Below are 19,947 nucleotides of genomic sequence, written 5' to 3'. Positions count from 1 at the left end.
GGCTCGCTCCCTGCTCTATGCTGAAAATCAAGGAGCTACGTTTCACAACGGTAGCCTGCATCTTCGGACCCGCCAGGCCATCGCCCGACTTTACCTCACACGTGCAGCAATCAAGCTTATGGCCATTTTGAACATCCTCGAATTTCCGGACCCGCGTCTGCGCACTATCGCCAAACCTGTGGCTGTAGTGGACGACGAAGTGCGTCAGCTGGTCGATGACATGTTTGAAACAATGTATGAAGCGCCGGGCATCGGCCTTGCCGCGACCCAGGTCAACGTGCACAAACGTATCGTCGTGATGGACCTTTCCGAAGACCGCACCGAACCGCGGGTGTTCATCAACCCCGAGTTCGAATCGCTGACCGACGAAATGGAGCAATACCAGGAAGGCTGCCTCTCGGTGCCGGGTTTCTACGAAAACGTTGACCGCCCGCAGAAGGTCAAAATCAAGGCTCTGGACCGTGATGGCAAGCCTTACGAACTGATCGCCGAAGGCCTGCTCGCAGTATGCATCCAGCATGAATGCGACCACCTCAACGGCAAGTTGTTTGTCGATTACCTGTCCACGCTCAAACGCGACCGGATCAAGAAGAAACTGGAAAAGCAGCACCGCCAGAACGCTTGATGCCCCTCTCCAAAGGCTTGCTGCGGCAAGCCTTTTTCTTTTTATGAGACTCCCCATGACTGAGCCACTGCGCATCGTTTTTGCCGGCACCCCGGAATTCGCCGCCGAACACCTCAAGGCCCTGCTGGACAGCCCTTACGAGATCGTTGCGGTCTACACCCAACCGGATCGTCCGGCCGGTCGTGGGCAAAAACTGATGCCGAGCCCGGTCAAACAGCTCGCCCTGGAAAACAATATCCAGGTGTTGCAGCCGCCGACCCTGCGCAACGCTGACGCTCAAGCCGAGCTTGCTGCGCTGAAGCCTGACTTGATGGTGGTGGTCGCCTACGGCCTGATCCTGCCGCAAGCGGTGCTGGATATTCCGCGCCTGGGCTGCATCAACAGCCACGCCTCCCTGCTGCCACGCTGGCGCGGAGCGGCGCCGATCCAGCGCGCCGTGGAAGCGGGCGACGCCGAGAGCGGCGTGACCGTCATGCGCATGGAAGCGGGCCTGGATACCGGGCCGATGCTGCTCAAGGTCGTCACCCCGATCAGCGCCGAAGACACTGGCGGCAGCCTCCACGATCGCCTGGCCGAAATGGGCCCGCCTGCCGTGGTGCAGGCGATTGCCGGTCTGGCCGCCGGCACCCTGGAAGGCGAAGTGCAGAACGATGAGCTCGCCACCTACGCGCACAAACTGAACAAGGACGAAGCACGCCTCGACTGGAGCCGACCGGCCGTTGAGCTGGAACGTCTGGTCCGCGCCTTCAATCCATGGCCGATCACCCACAGCACGCTCAACGGAGAAGCGCTGAAAGTGCTGGCGGCGACACTGGCCGAAGGCAAAGGCGCACCGGGCACCATCCTCGGCGCCAGCAAGGACGGTCTGCTCGTCGCTTGCGGCGAACAGGCGCTGTGCCTGACCCGCCTGCAATTGCCCGGCGGCAAGGCGCTGAACTTCAGCGATCTGTTCAACAGCCGTCGTGAGAAATTCGCCAACGGCACCGTGCTGGGCGCAGCGGTGGACGCGCAATGAACCCGCGTCTGGCCGCCGCCAAGGCACTCGCCGCTGTCCTCAGCGGCAAGGCTTCGCTCAACAGTTCCCTGCCGACGCAACTGGACAAGGTCGAGGATCGCGATCGCGGTTTCACCCAGGACCTGGCGTTTGGCACCGCCCGCTGGCAGCCACGGCTGTCGGCGCTGGCGGAAAAACTGCTGCAGAAACCGTTCAAGGCGGCGGACGCCGATGTCGAGGCGCTGCTGCTGGTGGGTCTCTATCAACTGCTCTACACCCGCGTCCCGCCACACGCCGCCATCGGCGAAACCGTCGGTTGCGCCGACAAGCTGAAAAAGCCTTGGGCGAAAGGCCTGCTCAACGCCGTACTGCGCAATGCGCAGCGCGAACATGAGGCGATCTTCGCCGAACTGGAACGCGATCCGGTGGTGCGCACCGCTCACCCGCGCTGGCTGCAAAAATCCCTCAAGGCCTTCTGGCCTGAGCAATGGGAAGCGATCTGCGAAGCCAACAACGCGCATCCGCCGATGATCCTGCGGGTCAATCGCCGTCATCACAGCCGCGATGCCTACCTGAGTCTGCTGACTGAAGCGGGTATCGCCGCACAGCCATGCACCTTCAGCCGCGACGGCATCATCCTCGACACTGCCGCCGACGTACGCAGCCTGCCGGGCTTCGCCGAAGGCTGGATCAGCGTACAGGACGAGGCCGCGCAACTGGCCGCCGACCTGCTCGACCTCGCGCCGGGCCAGCGAGTGCTGGACGCCTGCTGCGCGCCGGGCGGCAAGACCTGCCACATCCTCGAAGCCGAACCGGCACTGGCCGGCGTGGTGGCGGTGGACCTGGAAGCCAAGCGGCTGGTGCGGGTGAAGGAAAACCTCGAACGCCTCGGTCTGAACGCTGAACTGATCGCCGCCGACGGTCGCGACACGGCAGCTTGGTGGGACGGCAAACCGTTCCAGCGCATCCTGCTCGACGCGCCATGCTCGGCCACCGGGGTGATTCGCCGTCATCCGGACATCAAGCTCACCCGTCAGGCCGACGACATCGCCGCCCTCGCGCACCTGCAAGGCGAGTTGCTCGACGCGATGTGGAAAACCCTCGAAGTGGGCGGCATCCTGCTCTACGCCACCTGCTCGACCTTGCCGACCGAAAACACCGAAGTCATCGCTGCGTTCCTTGAGCGTACGCCGGGCGCGCGGGAGCTGGATCTGGCCACCGCCGCCGGGATCAAGCAGCCCCATGGTCGCCAATTGCTGGCCCAGCAGGGCGGGCATGACGGGTTCTACTACGCCAAGCTGATCAAGATCGCTGCCGCGCGCGGCTAAACGGATTCAATGGAGTGACTGGATGAAAATCATCATCCTCGGTGCGGGACAGGTCGGCGGTTCGCTGGCTGAACATCTGGCCAGCGAGGCCAATGACATCACGGTGGTCGACACTGACGGCGACCGTTTGCGCGATCTTGGCGATCGCCTCGACATCCGCACCGTGCAGGGCCGAGGCTCGCTGCCGAACATTCTGCGTCAGGCCGGTGCCGACGACGCCGACATGCTGGTCGCGGTGACCAACAGCGACGAAACCAACATGGTTGCCTGCCAGGTCGCTCACACCCTGTTCCACACCCCGACCAAGATTGCCCGGGTGCGCGAAGCGTCTTATCTGACCCGCGAGGAGCAGCTGTTCCAGAACGAGGCGATTCCGGTCGACGTGCTGATCAGTCCCGAGCAGGTCGTCACCAACTACATCAAGCGTCTGATCCAGCATCCCGGCGCATTGCAGGTGATCGATTTCGCCGAAGGCCAGGCACAACTGGTCGCGGTGCGCGCCTACTACGGCGGGCCGCTGGTAGGCCAGCAGCTGCGCCAGTTACGCGAACACATGCCGAATGTGGAAACACGGGTGGCCGCGATTTTCCGCCGCGATCGACCGATTCTTCCCCAGGGCGACACGGTGATCGAGGCAGACGACGAAGTCTTCTTCATTGCCGCCCGTGCGAACATTCGCGCGGTGATGAGCGAAATGCGCCGGCTAGACGAGAGCTACAAGCGCATCGTCATCGCCGGTGGCGGGCAGATCGGCGAACGGCTGGCCGAGGCCATCGAAAGCCGCTATCAGGTGAAGATCATCGAGATGAATCCGGCGCGCTGTCGTTATCTCTCCGACACCCTCGACAGCACCGTGGTGTTGCAGGGCAGCGCGTCGGATCGCGACCTGCTGCTGGAAGAGAACATCGCCGACGCCGACATCTTCCTCGCCCTGACCAACGATGACGAAGCCAACATCATGTCGTCGCTGCTGGCCAAGCGCCTGGGCGCGAAGAAGGTGATGACGATCATCAACAACCCGGCCTACGTCGACCTGATCCAGGGCGGTGACATCGACATCGCCATCAGCCCGCAACTGGCAACCATCGGCACCTTGCTGGCGCATGTGCGGCGCGGCGATATCGTCAGCGTGCACTCATTGCGCCGGGGCGCGGCGGAAGCCATCGAAGCGGTGGCCCACGGAGATTCGAAGTCGAGCAAGGTGATCGGCAAGACCATCGAAAACATTGCGCTGCCGCCGGGAACTACCATTGGCGCGATCATCCGTGATGAAGAAGTGATCATCGCCCATGGCGACACGGTGATTGCCGCCGGCGACCATGTGATTCTGTTCCTTGTGGATAAAAAGCATATTCGCGATGTGGAGAAGCTGTTCCACGTGGGCCTGAGTTTCTTCTGATCGACCTAGAGACGAGACCGATGATCGAATCCCTGGAAAAAATGCTCGCCAAGGGTGTGGATAACTCGCTGCTGCGCTTCGGCTTGGGCAAGGGTTATCTGGATCAGGGGGAGAACACGAAGGCGGCCGAGCATTTCCAGCATTGCGTCGGCTTAGATCCGAAGTATTCGGCGGCGTGGAAGCTGTTGGGCAAGGCGCAACTGGCGCTGGGTGATCTGGCGGCTGCGCGGCAGGCGTGGGAGCAGGGGCTGGAAGCCGCCCGGGCCCATGGCGACAAGCAGGCCGAAAAGGAAATGACGGTGTTTCTGAAGAAGCTGGATCGGCGGAAGCCATGACGGCTGTGGATAACCCGTTTGTTCAGGTTATCCACAAACACCCATCGCCGATCAGTACCAGCGCGCCTCGCCCGGCGGACGCTTCTTGAAGCGTTTCATGCTCCACATGTACTGGCTCGGATAAGCCGCCACATAACGCTCGACTACCTGACTCATCGCCGCGCAGGACGTTTCGGTGTCGGTGCTGTACATCGCTTCCGGCGCCGCCTCGAGGATCACCTTGTAGCCGGAACCGTCCGGCAGGCGCAGGGCATGCAGGAACACCCCGACGGCCTTGCCACCAGCCAGCATGTTCGGCACGAACTTGCTGGTCAGGGCCTGGGTGGCGAAGAACGGCACGAAGATCCCGGCGGATTCCGCCGGTTCCGGATCCGCGGGAATCCCCACCTGACCACCCTTGCGCACTTCCTTGATGACACTGAGGATGCCTTCCTTGGTCGACGCCGCCACGCGGTTGCCCAATTGCACCCGCTGCTTGCGCAGCAATTCATCCACAGCCTTGAGCTTTGGTGGCCGGTAGAAAATGATCGGTTTGCACTGGCTGCAATAGAAGTGGTTGAGCACTTCCCAGTTGCCCAGGTGACTGGTGATGCCAACCACGCCCTTGCCCGATGCCAGCGCGTCTTTCAGCACCTCGAGGCCTTCGACTTCGCGCACCAGGTCGATGGAACGCTGGGCCGGCCAGATCCAGGCGCAGGCGCTTTCGGTCAGGGACTTGCCGATGTCCTTGAGGCTCTGGCCGACCAGACGCTCGCGTTCGGCCGGGTCCATCTGGGGAAAACATTTGGCGAGGTTGATCCGCACCACATCGCGGGAACGGTTGGGGGTTTTCCACATGATCCAGCCGATTGCCGAACCCACGGCCTGCACGGCCCGCCACGGCAGCAGGGCAAACAGCCGCAGAGCGCCAACCAGCATGGCGCCTTTAAACTTTTCCACAGGTCACTCCTGATCTTGTGCTGTGCGCGAGGCGGCCATTCTAACCGCCGTTGACGAGCTGCGCGTAGCGGTCGCAGTCCTGAGTGTGATCCATGACCATGCCCGAGGCCTGCATCAGCGCGTAGCAGATGGTCGGACCGACGAAGGTGAAACCGGCCTTTTTCAGGCCCTTGCTCATGGCCACGGCTTGCGGGGTGATCGCCGGGACTTCGCTGCGATCCTTGAAATGATTGATCACCGGGCGGTTATCCACAAACGACCAGAGGAAGGCCACCGGATCCTCCAGCGCCAGCCAGGCCTGGGCGTTGCGCCGGGCGGCATTGAGTTTGAGGCGATTGCGGATGATTCCCGGATCGAGCATCAATTCGTCGATTTCCGCGTCGCTCATTTGCGCCACGCGCTGTACGTCGAAGCCGAACAACACCTCGCGATATCGCTCGCGCTTGCGCAGCACGGTGATCCACGACAGCCCGGCCTGGAACCCTTCGAGCAAAAGCAACTCGAACAAACCCTGCGCATCGCGTAGCGGCGTACCCCACTCCTGATCGTGGTAAGCCATGTACAGCGGATCTTCGTTGCACCAAAAGCAGCGTGGCATAAGGCTCCAGGGGGTGGAGGTGCGACTGAATCGGGTATACTCCCGCTCTTTAAATCGCAGCCCAAGAAACAGGTGAATTTCGTGAGCCAGCCTACGCCAGCCGTGCGTACCTTCCAAGACTTGATCCTCGCGCTCCAGCAGTACTGGGCCGAGCAAGGTTGTGTGGTACTTCAGCCCTACGATATGGAAGTAGGCGCCGGCACTTTCCACACCGCGACATTCCTGCGCGCCATCGGCCCGGAAACCTGGAACGCCGCCTACGTGCAGCCAAGCCGCCGTCCGACTGACGGCCGTTACGGCGAAAACCCGAACCGTCTGCAGCACTACTACCAGTTCCAGGTGGTCCTGAAGCCGAACCCGGACAACTTCCAGGAACTGTACCTGGGCTCCCTCAAGCATGTCGGCCTGGACCCGCTGGTCCACGACATCCGCTTCGTCGAAGACAACTGGGAATCGCCGACCCTCGGCGCCTGGGGTCTGGGCTGGGAAGTCTGGCTGAACGGCATGGAAGTGACTCAGTTCACCTACTTCCAGCAAGCGGGCGGCATCGAGTGCTACCCGGTGACCGGCGAGATCACCTACGGTCTCGAGCGTCTGGCCATGTACCTGCAAGGCGTGGATTCGGTCTACGACCTGGTCTGGGCTGACGGTCCGTTCGGCAAAGTGACCTACGGCGACGTGTTCCACCAGAACGAAGTGGAGCAGTCCACCTACAACTTCGAACACGCCAACGTCGACAAACTGTTCGAACTGTTCGACTTCTATGAAAGCGAAGCCAAGCGCCTGATCGAACTCGACCAGCCGCTGCCGTTGCCAAGCTACGAGATGGTCCTGAAGGCCTCACACACCTTCAACCTGCTGGATGCGCGCCGGGCGATCTCGGTGACCGCGCGTCAGCAATACATTCTGCGCGTACGCACCCTGGCGCGTTCTGTCGCCCAAGCCTACCTGCTGGCCCGCGCCAAGCTGGGCTTCCCGATGGCAACCCCGGACCTGCGTGACGAAGTACTGGCCAAGCTGGAGGCTGCACAATGAGTGCTCAAGATTTTCTGGTTGAACTGGGCACCGAAGAACTGCCACCCAAAGCCCTGAACACCTTGGCCGAAGCGTTCCTGGCCGGTATCGACAAGGGCCTGCAAGCCGCTGGCCTGAATTACGAGAGCAAAACCGTTTACGCCGCGCCGCGCCGTCTGGCTGTGCTGATCACTGCGCTGGCCACCCAGCAGCCGGATCGCAGCATCAACCTCGACGGCCCGCCGCGTCAGGCCGCGTTCGATGCCGAAGGCAACCCGACTCAAGCGGCACTGGGTTTTGCCAAGAAGTGCGGCGTCGAGTTGAGCGAAATCGACCAGAGCGGTCCGAAACTGCGCTACAGCCAGAACATCGCCGGCAAGCCGACCGCCAGCCTGCTGCCGACCATCGTCGAAGACTCGCTGAACGATCTGCCGATCCCGAAACGCATGCGTTGGGGGGCGCGCAAGGAAGAGTTCGTGCGTCCGACCCAATGGCTGGTGATGCTGCTCGGCGATCAGGTCATCGACTGCACGATCCTCGCGCAGAAGGCTGGCCGTGAATCCCGTGGCCACCGTTTCCACCACCCGCAAAGCGTGCGCATCGGTTCGCCGTCGAGCTACCTGGCCGACCTGCGTGCCGCCTACGTGCTGGCCGACGCCAACGAGCGTCGCGAAATCATCAGCAAGCGCACCGAAGAACTGGCGACCCGTCAGGAAGGCACCGCGATCGTGCCTCCTGCGTTGCTCGACGAAGTGACCGCGCTGGTCGAGTGGCCGGTGCCGCTGGTGTGCTCGTTCGAGGAACGCTTCCTCGACGTGCCGCAGGAAGCGCTGATCACCACCATGCAGGACAACCAGAAGTATTTCTGCCTGCTGGATGCCGACGGCAAGTTGCTGCCACGTTTCATCACTGTGGCCAACATCGAATCCAAAGACCCGCAGCAGATCATCGCCGGTAACGAGAAGGTGGTTCGCCCACGCCTCACCGACGCCGAGTTCTTCTTCAAGCAGGACAAGAAGCAGAAGCTCGAAGCGTTCAACGATCGCCTGCAGAACGTGGTGTTCCAGGAAAAACTCGGCAGCGTCTACGACAAGGCCGAGCGCGTGTCGAAACTGGCGGCCTACATTGCCGCACGCATCGGCGGCAACGCTTCGTGGGCTGCCCGTGCTGGCCTGCTGTCCAAGTGCGACCTGGCGACCGAAATGGTCGGCGAGTTCCCGGAGATGCAAGGTGTCGCCGGCTACTACTACGCCCTCAATGACGGCGAGCCGGAAGACGTCGCCCTGGCGCTGAACGAGCAGTACATGCCGCGCGGTGCCGGCGCTGAACTGCCTGCCACCCTGACCGGTGCGGCCGTGGCCATTGCCGACAAGCTCGACACCCTGGTCGGCATCTTCGGCATCGGCATGCTGCCGACCGGCAGCAAAGACCCGTATGCCCTGCGCCGTGCGGCACTGGGCGTGCTGCGGATCCTGATCGAGAAACAACTGGATCTGGACCTGAACGACGCCGTGGCATTCGCCGTGAATGCCTTCGGTGCCAAGGTCAAGGCTGCCGGCCTGAACGACGCGGTGCTGGAATTCATCTTCGACCGTCTGCGTGCGCGTTACGAAGACGAAGGCGTGGATGTCGCCACCTACCTGTCGGTGCGTGCCCTGAAGCCGGGTTCGGCGCTGGACTTCGACCAGCGTGTGCAAGCGGTTCAGGCCTTCCGCAAACTGCCGGAAGCGGCAGCACTGGCGGCGGTGAACAAGCGCGTATCGAACCTGTTGAGCAAGGTAGAAGGCTCGGTGCCGACCGAAGTCCAGGCCAAGTACTTCGATAACGCCAACGAGTTCTCGCTGTACTCGGCGATCCAGCAAGCGGACCAGGCTGTACAACCAATGGCTGCGGCGCGTCAGTACAACGAATCGCTGGCACGCCTGGCTGCACTGCGCGAGCCGGTGGACGCGTTCTTCGACGCGGTGATGGTCAATGCCGACGACGCCAATGTGCGGGCCAACCGTTACGCGCTGCTGGCGCGTCTGCGTGGCCTGTTCCTGGGCGTTGCCGACATTTCGCTGCTGGGTTGAGGGATTGCTGTTGAAACTGCTGATTCTCGATCGGGACGGAGTGATCAATTACGACTCCGACGCTTACATCAAGTCGGTGGAGGAGTGGATTCCGCTCCCCGGCTCGATCGAAGCGATTGCGCAGTTGAGCAAGGCCGGCTGGACGGTGGCGGTCGCCACCAACCAGTCGGGCATTGCTCGCGGCTACTACGACCTCGCCACCCTCGATGCCATGCACGCGCGCCTGCGCGAACTGGTGGCGGAGCAGGGCGGTGAAGTCGGGCTGATCGTGTATTGCCCGCATGGGCCGGACGAGGGTTGCGACTGCCGCAAGCCGAAACCGGGGATGTTGAAAACCATCGCCCAGCATTACGACGTCGCGCTGACGAATGTCTGGTTCGTCGGCGACAGCCTTGGTGACCTGGAGGCCGCCAAAGCCGTCGATTCACAGCCCGTTTTGGTAAAGACCGGGAAAGGCGAAAAGACTCAGGCCAAGACCTTGCCGGTGGGCACCCTGATTTTTGACGATCTCGCGGCGATTGCCGCAGAACTTATCCACAACTAGAGTGCTTCTGAAGTTCCTGACCAGGGATTGATCGGGAGTGCGCTTGAACAGTCGGGCATTGCCCGTAACGGTAAACGTCGCCATGTCGATACTGCAGGCCATCAGAATCTTCCTCTTTTACCTGCTGCTGGGTACCACCGCTCTGCTGTGGTGCAGCCTGAGCTTTTTTATCGCGCCCTTTCTGCCGTTCAAGGCGCGCTATCGTTTCATCAACGTGTACTGGTGCCGTTGCGCCTTGTGGTTGACCAAGGTGTTCCTCGGTATCCGTTACGAAGTCAAAGGCGCGGAAAACGTGCCTGACCGGCCCTGCGTGATTCAATCGAACCACCAGAGCACCTGGGAGACGTTTTTTCTCTCCGCTTATTTCTCGCCCTTGAGCCAGGTGCTCAAGCGCGAACTGCTGTACGTGCCGTTCTTCGGCTGGGCGATGGCCATGCTGCGGCCGATCGCGATTGACCGCGACAACCCGAAAGCCGCCCTCAAGCAGGTGGCGGCGAAAGGTGACGAGCTGCTCAAGGACGATGTCTGGGTGCTGATTTTCCCTGAAGGCACTCGCGTTCCCCATGGCACCATCGGCAAGTTCTCCCGCAGTGGCAGCGCATTGGCGGTGAATGCGGCGCTTCCGGTACTGCCGATTGCACACAATGCCGGCAAGTTCTGGCCGAAAATCGGTTGGGGTAAAAAGCAGGGTGTGATCACCGTGGTCATCGGTGAGCCGATGTACGCCGAGGGCAGTGGCCCGCGCGCCATCGCCGATCTGAATGACCGGGTGCAGGCGTGGAACGAGAAGACGCAGCGGGAAATGGGCTCGCTGCCTCCGGCCCCTCAGGCACCGGCTGCGAACGATCAGATCGCTGTCTGAGATTTGTGGATAACCTGTGTACGGTTTGTTCGCAAAATCCCGAATTATCGAATTAACTTACTGATTTACTTATATATTTCCGAAGCTGATAAAACACCGTAAAAGGTGCATAAGTTTTTTTCGGAAGTAAGGAAACCGGCTGATATAGCCGGTTTTTTTATGCCTGCTCTTCAGGAATCAGTGGCAGTTCCAGACGGAACGTCGTGCCTTGATCGACCACGCTCAGGCATTCGATTCGGCCGCCATGGTGATCCACAACGGCTTTGACCATCGACAGTCCAAGCCCCACGCCATCGATACCCTGCGCAGAGGAAAACCGCCGGTACTGGCTGAACAGGTCAGGCAGTTCTTCTGCAGCGATGCCTTTGCCTTGATCGGACAGCTCACAACGCAGCCAGTCGTTGTCGCAACTGACATGCAGATTCACTGTGGATCCGGCCGGGCTGTACTTGATCGCATTTTCCAGCAGGTTGAACAGGGCGCGGGTCAACAAGCCTTGATCGGCCAGAATCAGACGCTCCTGTGATTGTTCGTCCATGTCGCTCAAGAGCTCGATGCGTTTTTGCTGAGCGATGGGCAACGCCTGATCCAGAACGTCCATGACCAGCATCCCGAACAGGCTCGGTTGAAACTGGTACGCCTCGGATTCCGCACGGGCCAGCAGAACGAAGCCGTCGGTGAGTTCCAGCGCCCGGCGTACCTGGCGCTCAATCTGTTCGAACAGCGGCGAATCCGTTCCTGTCTGATGCCGGTGCACCTCGAGCAGGGCAAGAATCGCCGAATGGGGGGCACGCAGGTCATGGGACAGAAAACGCAGCAACACACCGCGCTGCTCCTCGGCGGCGCGTTCGGCGCTAAGGTCAGTGAGGCTCAGCAGCCAACCGATCGGCAAGTCGCCATCGACCGGCAATAAAGCGGCGCGCTCCAGACGCAGGCTACGTTCTTTGTGGTCACGAAACTCCAGCAGAGGCAGCTCGGAGAGCGGTGGGCGCGACTCTGTGGACAACTCCGGATAGCCCAGGCTCGCCAGTTGATCGAGCACATCCTCGCCCACCAGATTGTGATCGAACAGGCTGCGGGCCTTGCGATTGCCCAACAAGACTTGCCCCCGTGGATCGCTGATCAGGGTCGCGACCGGCAGATACTCCAGCCCGTCGGCAATGAATCGGCGGGTATCGCGGGTACGGCTCATGGCTTGCTCAAGCGCCATGATCTGCCCCTGCAAGCGGTCGGCGCTGGGAAACTGCGCCCGACGCCGTTCGGGAAAGACTTTCGGTTCACTGTCCAGCCGCGCCAGCTCCCAGCCGAAGTAGGTCAGCACCACACTCAGGCGTCGCCAGTTCCAGATCAGATAACCGAATAACATGCCCAGCACCGCCGGCGTCGGCGACCACCAACGCCTCATCTCCGCCAGACCCGCACTGGTCAGCAGCACGCCGGCCATCCCGCCCAATGTCAGCCAGAGTGCCAGACGCGGGCGCCACAGCAACAACCCAAGTACGCACGCGACCAAGACAACTGAAAGTCCCGCGCCCATCAACGGCGCCGGATCATGCAAATTGATCTGCGCACGCCAGGAAAGCAGTGCAGTCAGCGGCAACAGCACTAGACTTATCCACACCCACTCGCGCACCAGTTGCCGGAACAAACGCTGAACCTGGCTGGGTACGCGGCTTTCGCGTCGGCGGTGGTTATTCATGGGGAACAGGGCAGGGCGGGTTGAATAGTTTCATAGGCGGCCGGTCTGAGGACGTAGACCCGAAGAATCATAGCGGCTCACCCCTCGGCGTGCCGCTTACTTTCACTGCATGGAGTGAGCCGATCCGGTCGGCACCCATTGCCCGAGCGACAAGGAACCACCGCGTATGCGCGTTGCGATACTGGACGATGAACCCGCCGAACTGCGCCGGGTCGAGCAGACCCTGCAACAAATGGCCGAGGCCGGAGGACAGCCTTGGTCACTGCACAGCTTCGAAAGCGGTGAAGACCTGCTGCGACAGTTGCGCCGGGAAACCTTCGACCTGCTGATCCTCGACTGGCAACTGCCCGACCTCACCGGCCTGGCGCTGCTGCGCTGGACCCGCGAACACATGGAAGCCCCGCCGGCGGCCATCATGCTCACCAGCCGCGATGGTGAGAGCGATATCGTCCAGGCCCTGAATGCGGGTGCCGACGATTATGTCAGCAAGCCGTTTCGGCCCAATGAACTGAAGGCGCGCGTGGCGGCGGTATTGCGCCGGCACAGCCTGCAACGAAGCGCACCGGCCGAGGTTCTGCGTTTCAACGACCTGGTGTTCGACGACGCCGAACTCACCGTCACCCGCGACGGTAAACCGATCGTCATGACCGAGCGCGAGTATCGCCTCGCCCATTGTCTGTTCAGCAACCTCGGCCGACCACTGTCACGGGATTACCTGTACGAACGATTCTGGCCCCACGAAGAGATGTCCACGTCGCGACCGCTGGACACGCATATCTATCGCCTGCGCAACAAGCTCGGGCTGACGGCGGATCGGGGTTGGCAGTTGTTGACGATTTATGGGTATGGGTATCGGTTGGAGAGTGTGGCGGCAGGGGAGTGAATCGCAGGCAATAAAAAAAGGCCAACGCTGGTGCGTTGGCCTTTTCGTTGGTGCTGACCAGGATCAGAAGTCCAGGTTGGACACCGCCAGGGCATTGCTCTCGATGAAGTCACGGCGAGGTTCGACCGCATCACCCATCAGGGTGTTGAAGATCTGGTCTGCGCCAATGGCGTCTTCGATGGTGACTTTCAGCATGCGGCGCACGCTTGGGTCCATGGTGGTTTCCCACAGCTGATCCGGGTTCATTTCGCCCAGACCTTTGTATCGCTGGATGGTGTGGCGCTTGGTGCTTTCGGCCATCAGCCAGTCCAGGGCTTCCTTGAACTCGGTGACCGCTTTCTTGCGCTCGCCGCGCTGGATGTACGCGCCTTCGTCGAGCAGGGTGCTCAGTTGAGCGCCGAGGGTGACGACGGTCTTGTAGTCGTTGCTGCCGAAGAAGTCGCGGTTGAAGGTGACGTAGTTCGACAGGCCGTGGGAGATCAGTTCGACCTCTGGCAGCCACACGCCACGCTCGCGGTCTTCACGCAGGCTGGCCTTGTAGACCAGGCCCGACTTCTCGACGGTGCGCAGACGGACTTCGTACTGGGCCAGCCAGTCCTGCATCTTGGCGTGATCGCCGAGCATTTCCAGGCTGACGGCCGGCAGGTAGATGAAGTGCTCGGTCAGCTCCTGCGGGTACAGGCGGGACAGACGCTTGAGGGTCTTCATCACCATGCGGAAGTCATTCACCAGACGTTCCAGCGCTTCACCGGAAATGCCCGGGGCGTCTTCGTTCAGGTGCAGGCTCGCATCTTCCAGGGCCGACTGCGTCATGTACTCTTCCATGGCGTCGTCGTCTTTGATGTATTGCTCTTGCTTGCCTTTCTTGACTTTGTACAGCGGCGGCTGGGCGATGTAGATGTAGCCGCGCTCAATCAGCTCAGGCAACTGACGGAAGAAGAAGGTCAGCAGCAGGGTACGGATGTGCGAACCGTCGACGTCAGCATCGGTCATGATGATGATGTTGTGATAGCGCAGCTTGTCGATGTTGTACTCTTCGCGACCGATGCCGCAGCCCAGCGCGGTGATCAGGGTGCCCACTTCCTGGGACGAGATCATCTTGTCGAAACGTGCTTTCTCGACGTTGAGGATCTTGCCCTTCAGCGGCAGGATGGCCTGGGTCTTGCGGTTACGTCCCTGCTTGGCAGAGCCGCCCGCGGAGTCACCTTCCACGAGGTACAGTTCAGACAGTGCCGGGTCTTTTTCCTGGCAGTCAGCGAGCTTGCCCGGCAGGCCGGCGATGTCCAGCGCGCCTTTACGACGGGTCATCTCACGGGCCTTGCGCGCGGCTTCACGGGCACGGGCAGCATCGATCATCTTGCCGACGACCAGTTTGGCTTCGTTCGGGTTTTCCAGCAGGAAGTCGGAGAAGTACTTGCCCATTTCCTGTTCGACCGCGGTCTTCACTTCGGAAGACACCAGCTTGTCTTTGGTCTGGGAGCTGAACTTCGGATCCGGCACCTTCACCGAGATGATCGCGGTCAGGCCTTCACGGGCATCGTCACCGGTGGTGGCAACTTTGTGCTTTTTCGCCAGACCTTCCTGCTCGATGTAGTTGTTCAGGTTACGCGTCAGTGCCGAGCGGAAGCCCACCAGATGGGTGCCGCCGTCGCGCTGCGGAATGTTGTTGGTGAAGCACAACAGGTTCTCGTTGAAGCTGTCGTTCCACTGCAGGGCGATTTCCACGCCGATGCCGTCTTCACGCTGGATGTTGAAGTGGAACACCTGGTTGACCGCAGTCTTGTTGGTGTTCAGGTATTCAACGAACGCACGCAGGCCGCCTTCGTACTTGAACAGTTCTTCCTTGCCGCTGCGCTCGTCCTTGAGGACGATGCCGACACCGGAGTTGAGGAAGGACAGTTCACGAATGCGCTTGGCCAGGATGTCCCAGCTGAAGTGAATGTTCTTGAAGGTTTCGCTGGAAGCCTTGAAATGAATCTGGGTACCGGTGGTTTCGCTGTCGCCAACGATCGCCATCGGTGCCTGAGGTACGCCGTGGACGTAGGTCTGTTCCCAGATCTTGCCGCTGCGGCGAACGGTCAGGACCAGCTCTTCGGACAGCGCGTTCACAACCGAAACGCCTACACCGTGCAGACCGCCGGATACCTTGTAGGAGTTGTCGTCGAACTTACCGCCGGCGTGGAGGACGGTCATGATGACCTCGGCGGCGGAAACGCCTTCCTCTTTGTGCACGTCTACCGGGATGCCACGGCCGTTGTCTTTAACGGTGATGGACTCATCCGGGTGGATGATGATGCTGATGTCGTCGCAGTGGCCGGCGAGCGCTTCGTCGATCGAGTTGTCGACCACCTCGAACACCATGTGGTGCAGACCGCTGCCATCGTCGGTGTCACCAATGTACATACCGGGACGTTTGCGCACGGCATCCAGGCCTTTCAGCACTTTAATGCTCGATGAGTCGTACGTATTTTCTTCGCTCAATGCCTTCACTCCCGATGGTCGTGGGTCTGGGTGATACGGCCCTGTTCCACGTGGAACAGAGCGACTGGCGTTTCCGTCTGCCAGCCTTCCCTCAATAATTCGTGATCTACACAGGTGATAAAAACCTGGCAGCGTAAGTCTTCCAGCAAGCGGCACAGCGCGCGACGGTGGCTCTCGTCCAGCTCGGACGGCAAGTCATCCACCAGATAAATACACTGGCCGCGTCGGGCCTGGCTCACCAGATGCCCCTGGGCAATCCGCAATGCACAGACCACCAACTTCTGCTGACCCCGGGACAAGATGTCCGCGGCGTTGTGTGCGCCCAACCTAAGACGCAAGTCAGCCCGTTGTGGCCCAGCCTGGGTGTGACCCATCTGCTGGTCCCGTTGCAAGGATCCAGCGAGTACAGCGCTCAATTCCCGGTCTTTGTCCCAGCCTCGGTAATAGCTGAGCGTCAAACCTTCGAGCTCAACCAGTTCGCTCAAGGTTTGTTCAAAGACTGGTTTCAAGGCTTTGATGTAAGCGCGGCGGTATTCATCGATTTCAGCGCTGGCCTGACACAGTTCCCTGTCCCAAACCGCTTGCGAAACGGCGTCAAGTGTACCATGCCGCAGCCAGGAGTTTCTCTGGCGCAAGGCCTTCTGCAAACGCTGCCAAGTGGCCATGAACCGCGGTTCGACGTGGAACACGCCCCAGTCGAGAAACTGCCGGCGAATCTTCGGCGCGCCTTCCAGCAGGCGGAAGCTGTCGGGGTTGATCAACTGCAGCGGCAGGATCTCCGCCAGTTGTGCCGCACTGCGGGCATTCTGACCGTCAATGCGAATCTGGAACTCGCCCTGACGATCGCGAGATATCCCCAATGCACTATGGCCACCCTCGGCAAGTTCAACCTGACCGAATACGGTGCAGGCGAGTTGTTCGTACTGGATGACCGGCAACAGCCGCGTGCTACGAAACGAACGGGCAAGCCCCAGCAGGTGAATGGCTTCCAGAACACTGGTTTTGCCGCTGCCGTTGGCGCCGTAAAGAATGTTGATTCGGGGAGAGGGGGAGAAGGTCACCGGGTGCAGATTGCGCACCGCGGTGACCGAGACGCGACTTAGCGACATCCAGAGTCAGCTGATTACAGACGCATCGGCATGACAACGTAAGCCGAATCGTCGTTGTCGGACTCCTGCACCAGCGCACTGCTGTTGGAGTCGGACAGGATCAGACGAACCTGCTCGGTGGTCATCACGCCCAGCACGTCGAGCAGATAGCTGACGTTGAAGCCGATTTCCAGGGAGCCGCCGTTGTATTCCACGCCTACTTCTTCTTCCGCTTCTTCCTGCTCCGGGTTGTTGGCCTGGATCTTCAACTGACCGCTGGCCAGTTGCAGACGGATACCGCGGTACTTCTCGTTGGACAGAATCGCGGTACGGCTGAATGCTTCACGCAGCGCCTGACGATCGCCCAGTACCAATTTGTCGCCGCCTTTCGGCAGAACACGCTCGTAGTCCGGGAACTTGCCGTCGACCAGCTTCGAGGTGAAGGTGAATTCGCCGGTGGTCGCGCGGATGTGGTGCTGGCCCAGCACGATGCTGACATTGCCATCCGGCTCGGTGAGCAGACGTGCCAGTTCGAGAATACCTTTACGCGGCACAATCACCTGATGGCGATCCTGCTGGCCGATGTCGGCCTGCATCGAGCACATGGCCAGACGGTGACCGTCGGTAGCCACGGCACGGATCACACCGGTCGACACTTCCAGCAACATACCGTTGAGGTAGTAACGCACGTCCTGTTGAGCCATGGCGAAACTGGTGCGTTCGATCAGGCGACGCAGCTTGCTCTGTTCCAGGCTGGTGGTCAGCGAACCCGGGCCTTCTTCCACAGTCGGGAAATCGTTGGCCGGCAGGGTCGACAGGGTGAAACGGCTACGGCCGGCTTTCACCACCAGCTTCTGCTCGTCGACCTTGATGTCGATCAGCGCATCGTTTGGCAGGCTCTTGCAGATGTCCATCAGCTTGCGCGCAGGCACGGTGATGGAACCCGTTTCAGCCGGCTCCTCGAGTTGCACGCGACCGACCAGCTCGACTTCCAGGTCGGTACCGGTCAGCGACAGTTGCTGGCCATCGACAACCAGCAGCACGTTGGACAGTACCGGCAAGGTCTGTCGGCGCTCGACGACGCCTGCGACCAGTTGCAGGGGTTTCAACAGGGCTTCGCGTTGAATGGTGAAATGCATGGTCTAGTCCCTTGCCTTAATAAGCTGCGCTGGTGTTCATCAAGTGGTCAGTGTACGCAGCAGGTTCTTGTAGTCCTCGCGGATGTCCGCGTCGGATTCCTTAAGTTCATTGATCTTGCGGCAGGCGTGCAACACGGTCGTGTGGTCGCGACCGCCAAACACATCGCCGATTTCCGGCAGGCTGTGGTTGGTCAGTTCCTTGGACAATGCCATGGCGACCTGACGCGGACGAGCGACCGAACGCGAACGGCGCTTGGACAGCAAGTCGGAGATCTTGATCTTGTAGTACTCGGCGACGGTGCGCTGAATGTTATCCACAGAGACCAGTTTGTCCTGCAGCGCCAACAGGTCTTTCAGGGATTCGCGAATCAACTCGATGGTGATGTCGCGGCCCATGAAGTGCGAGTGGGCGATCACGCGTTTCAGCGCGCCTTCCAGCTCACGGACGTTGGAGCGAATACGCTGGGCAATGAAGAACGCCGCATCGTGTGGCAACTCGACTTTGGCCTGGTCGGCCTTCTTCATCAAGATGGCGACGCGGGTTTCCAGTTCCGGCGGCTCGACGGCAACCGTCAGGCCCCAGCCGAAGCGGGATTTGAGGCGCTCTTCAAGGCCTTCGATTTCTTTCGGGTAGCGGTCACTGGTGAGAATGACCTGCTGGCCACCTTCAAGCAGGGCGTTGAAGGTGTGGAAAAACTCTTCCTGGGAACGTTCCTTGCGGGCGAAGAACTGAATGTCGTCGATCAACAGGGCGTCCACCGAACGGTAGAAACGCTTGAACTCGTTGATCGCGTTCAGTTGCAGCGCCTTGACCATGTCGGCCACGAAACGCTCGGAATGCAGGTATACGACCTTGGCATTCGGGTTCTTCTTTAATAGATGGTTGCCCACCGCGTGCATCAAGTGGGTCTTACCCAGACCCACGCCTCCATAAAGGAAGAGCGGGTTGTAGCCGTGCTTCGGGTTGTCTGCCACCTGCCAGGCCGCCGCACGGGCGAGCTGGTTGGATTTACCTTCGACGAAGTTTTCGAAGGTGAAGGTGCGATTCAGGTAGCTGGTGTGTTTGAGCGCGCCTTCGACTTGCACGGTGCGCTGTTCGGCGCGAACCGGGGCTTGTTGCGAAGCGGCACCGGCCATCGGATCGAAGCTGTCGCGGGACGGCTCTTCACTGATTTCTTCGGTTTTCTGCGTCGAACGCTTGGTCGGTGCAGGCGTGGGAGCTGGCGCTGGCGCGCTGGCCGGCGCGGCATTGGCCTGAGCCTGGGACACTTGCGCAGCAGCCAATGGCGCATTCGGTGCGGCACGCGGCGCTGAACTGCGTTTGCTGCCTATTAATAAGGAGAGCGACGGTGCCAGACCGTTGCCATGCTCATCCAGCAGTTCAAGGACGCGCCCCAGGTACTTTTCGTTGACCCAGTCCAGAACAAAACGGTTCGGTGCGTAGACGCGCAACTCGTCGCCTTCGGCTTCGACCTGTAGTGGACGGATCCAGGTGTTGAATTGTTGGGCAGGCAGCTCTTCGCGCAAAAGCTCCACGCACTGCTGCCAAAGTTCCACTGACACGGATATCCCCTAAGTTGAAAGCCGGTGAGGCAAAAACAAGCGGCCATTGTAGCGGCCAGTCGTCTACTTATCCACATGCAGGTTGCCCGGTGGACATGATTTATCAATGCGTTAAACGAGAAAAAGGCGACCGACGGTGTGTGCATAAGCTCTGTGGATAACCCTATCTGAGCACACTGGACAACCGGGGGCGAAACTCGGTGGATAACCAGCCTGTGGATAACAACCCATTCCACACACAGGTTATCCGACAGCGCAGCACAGGCTGAACACGGTTTTCCACTGTAGTTGTCATTCTCTGTACATCGCTTGAAACAAGGCCTTTAGCCAGTTATCCACAGAGAACCGTGTGCCTAGCTTTTACAAGCTTTACAGAAAAGCTTT

The 19,947-nt window shown here is 60.6% G+C and carries 17 protein-coding genes; 10 read left to right on the top strand and 7 right to left on the bottom strand.

Going from position 1 to position 19,947, the window contains the following annotated elements; translation table 11 throughout:
• The first annotated feature begins 118 nt into the window (after window positions 1-118).
• The 5 genes from def to PDR5_RS00065 are packed head-to-tail and all read left to right on the top strand — an operon-like array spanning window position 119 to window position 4,681.
• On the top strand, window positions 119-625 hold the full coding sequence (gene def, locus PDR5_RS00085) for a peptide deformylase (protein ID WP_007954104.1): 507 nt from the start codon (window positions 119-121) through the stop codon (window positions 623-625).
• 55 nt (window positions 626-680) lie between these two features.
• Complete coding sequence (fmt, locus tag PDR5_RS00080) at window positions 681-1,640, top strand: methionyl-tRNA formyltransferase (RefSeq protein WP_064592410.1); 960 nt, start codon at window positions 681-683, stop codon at window positions 1,638-1,640.
• Window positions 1,637-2,947 (top strand): 16S rRNA (cytosine(967)-C(5))-methyltransferase RsmB, encoded by a 1,311-nt coding sequence (gene rsmB, locus PDR5_RS00075; protein WP_064592409.1) that lies wholly within the window; start codon window positions 1,637-1,639, stop codon window positions 2,945-2,947. The genes fmt and rsmB overlap by 4 nt, the downstream gene beginning before the upstream one ends.
• 22 nt (window positions 2,948-2,969) lie before the next feature.
• Window positions 2,970-4,346 carry a Trk system potassium transporter TrkA gene (gene trkA, locus PDR5_RS00070; protein ID WP_064592408.1) on the top strand — a complete coding sequence of 459 codons (1,377 nt, stop codon included), beginning with the start codon at window positions 2,970-2,972 and terminating at the stop codon, window positions 4,344-4,346.
• A 20-nt stretch (window positions 4,347-4,366) separates the two neighbouring features.
• Window positions 4,367-4,681 carry a tetratricopeptide repeat protein gene (locus PDR5_RS00065; protein WP_064592407.1) on the top strand — a complete coding sequence of 105 codons (315 nt, stop codon included), beginning with the start codon at window positions 4,367-4,369 and terminating at the stop codon, window positions 4,679-4,681.
• Between the two features lie 51 nt (window positions 4,682-4,732).
• On the opposite strand, the gene PDR5_RS00060 is transcribed toward PDR5_RS00065, so the two are convergent.
• Window positions 4,733-5,620: a lysophospholipid acyltransferase gene (locus tag PDR5_RS00060; protein WP_064592406.1), complete on the bottom strand. Its 888-nt coding sequence runs from the start codon at window positions 5,618-5,620 to the stop codon at window positions 4,733-4,735.
• Window positions 5,621-5,660: 40 nt separating this feature from the next.
• On the bottom strand, window positions 5,661-6,218 hold the full coding sequence (gene tag / locus PDR5_RS00055; protein ID WP_064592405.1) for a DNA-3-methyladenine glycosylase I: 558 nt from the start codon (window positions 6,216-6,218) through the stop codon (window positions 5,661-5,663).
• Window positions 6,219-6,299: 81 nt separating this feature from the next.
• Here tag and glyQ point away from each other — a divergent pair, with 81 nt between their 5' ends.
• The 4 genes from glyQ to PDR5_RS00035 all read left to right on the top strand — a co-directional run bounded on the left by glyQ (window position 6,300) and on the right by PDR5_RS00035 (window position 10,710).
• Window positions 6,300-7,253: a glycine--tRNA ligase subunit alpha gene (gene glyQ, locus PDR5_RS00050; protein ID WP_003187265.1), complete on the top strand. Its 954-nt coding sequence runs from the start codon at window positions 6,300-6,302 to the stop codon at window positions 7,251-7,253.
• Window positions 7,250-9,304 (top strand): glycine--tRNA ligase subunit beta, encoded by a 2,055-nt coding sequence (glyS, locus tag PDR5_RS00045; RefSeq protein ID WP_064592404.1) that lies wholly within the window; start codon window positions 7,250-7,252, stop codon window positions 9,302-9,304. The genes glyQ and glyS overlap by 4 nt, the downstream gene beginning before the upstream one ends.
• Window positions 9,305-9,308: 4 nt before the next feature.
• Complete coding sequence (gene gmhB / locus PDR5_RS00040) at window positions 9,309-9,848, top strand: D-glycero-beta-D-manno-heptose 1,7-bisphosphate 7-phosphatase (protein ID WP_165369524.1); 540 nt, start codon at window positions 9,309-9,311, stop codon at window positions 9,846-9,848.
• An 82-nt stretch (window positions 9,849-9,930) separates the two neighbouring features.
• On the top strand, window positions 9,931-10,710 hold the full coding sequence (locus PDR5_RS00035) for a lysophospholipid acyltransferase family protein (RefSeq protein WP_064592402.1): 780 nt from the start codon (window positions 9,931-9,933) through the stop codon (window positions 10,708-10,710).
• 157 nt (window positions 10,711-10,867) lie between these two features.
• Here the strand turns inward: PDR5_RS00035 and PDR5_RS00030 are convergent, their stop codons facing one another.
• Window positions 10,868-12,409 (bottom strand): sensor histidine kinase, encoded by a 1,542-nt coding sequence (locus PDR5_RS00030; protein WP_064592401.1) that lies wholly within the window; start codon window positions 12,407-12,409, stop codon window positions 10,868-10,870.
• A 166-nt stretch (window positions 12,410-12,575) separates the two neighbouring features.
• Between PDR5_RS00030 and PDR5_RS00025 the strand changes: the two genes are divergently transcribed.
• Window positions 12,576-13,292: a response regulator transcription factor gene (locus tag PDR5_RS00025; RefSeq protein WP_064592400.1), complete on the top strand. Its 717-nt coding sequence runs from the start codon at window positions 12,576-12,578 to the stop codon at window positions 13,290-13,292.
• A gap of 63 nt (window positions 13,293-13,355) precedes the next feature.
• Here the strand turns inward: PDR5_RS00025 and gyrB are convergent, their stop codons facing one another.
• Genes gyrB through dnaA form a run of 4 tightly spaced genes read right to left on the bottom strand, consistent with a single transcriptional unit; the run spans window position 13,356 to window position 19,563 of the window.
• Window positions 13,356-15,773: a DNA topoisomerase (ATP-hydrolyzing) subunit B gene (gene gyrB / locus PDR5_RS00020; protein ID WP_011331734.1), complete on the bottom strand. Its 2,418-nt coding sequence runs from the start codon at window positions 15,771-15,773 to the stop codon at window positions 13,356-13,358.
• A gap of 5 nt (window positions 15,774-15,778) precedes the next feature.
• On the bottom strand, window positions 15,779-16,882 hold the full coding sequence (recF, locus tag PDR5_RS00015; RefSeq protein WP_007911886.1) for a DNA replication/repair protein RecF: 1,104 nt from the start codon (window positions 16,880-16,882) through the stop codon (window positions 15,779-15,781).
• A 14-nt stretch (window positions 16,883-16,896) separates the two neighbouring features.
• Complete coding sequence (dnaN, locus tag PDR5_RS00010; RefSeq protein WP_011331733.1) at window positions 16,897-18,000, bottom strand: DNA polymerase III subunit beta; 1,104 nt, start codon at window positions 17,998-18,000, stop codon at window positions 16,897-16,899.
• Between the two features lie 39 nt (window positions 18,001-18,039).
• Window positions 18,040-19,563, bottom strand: a complete 1,524-nt coding sequence (dnaA, locus tag PDR5_RS00005; protein ID WP_064592399.1) for a chromosomal replication initiator protein DnaA — start codon at window positions 19,561-19,563, stop codon at window positions 18,040-18,042.
• Window positions 19,564-19,947 lie beyond the last annotated feature (384 nt).

Origin of the sequence: Pseudomonas sp. DR 5-09 (assembly GCF_001655595.1) — a bacterium.
Taxonomy (GTDB): Bacteria; Pseudomonadota; Gammaproteobacteria; order Pseudomonadales; family Pseudomonadaceae; genus Aquipseudomonas; species Aquipseudomonas pharyngis.
Note: the sequence above shows the minus strand (reverse complement) of the source record. Positions and strands in the feature narration are given on the sequence as shown.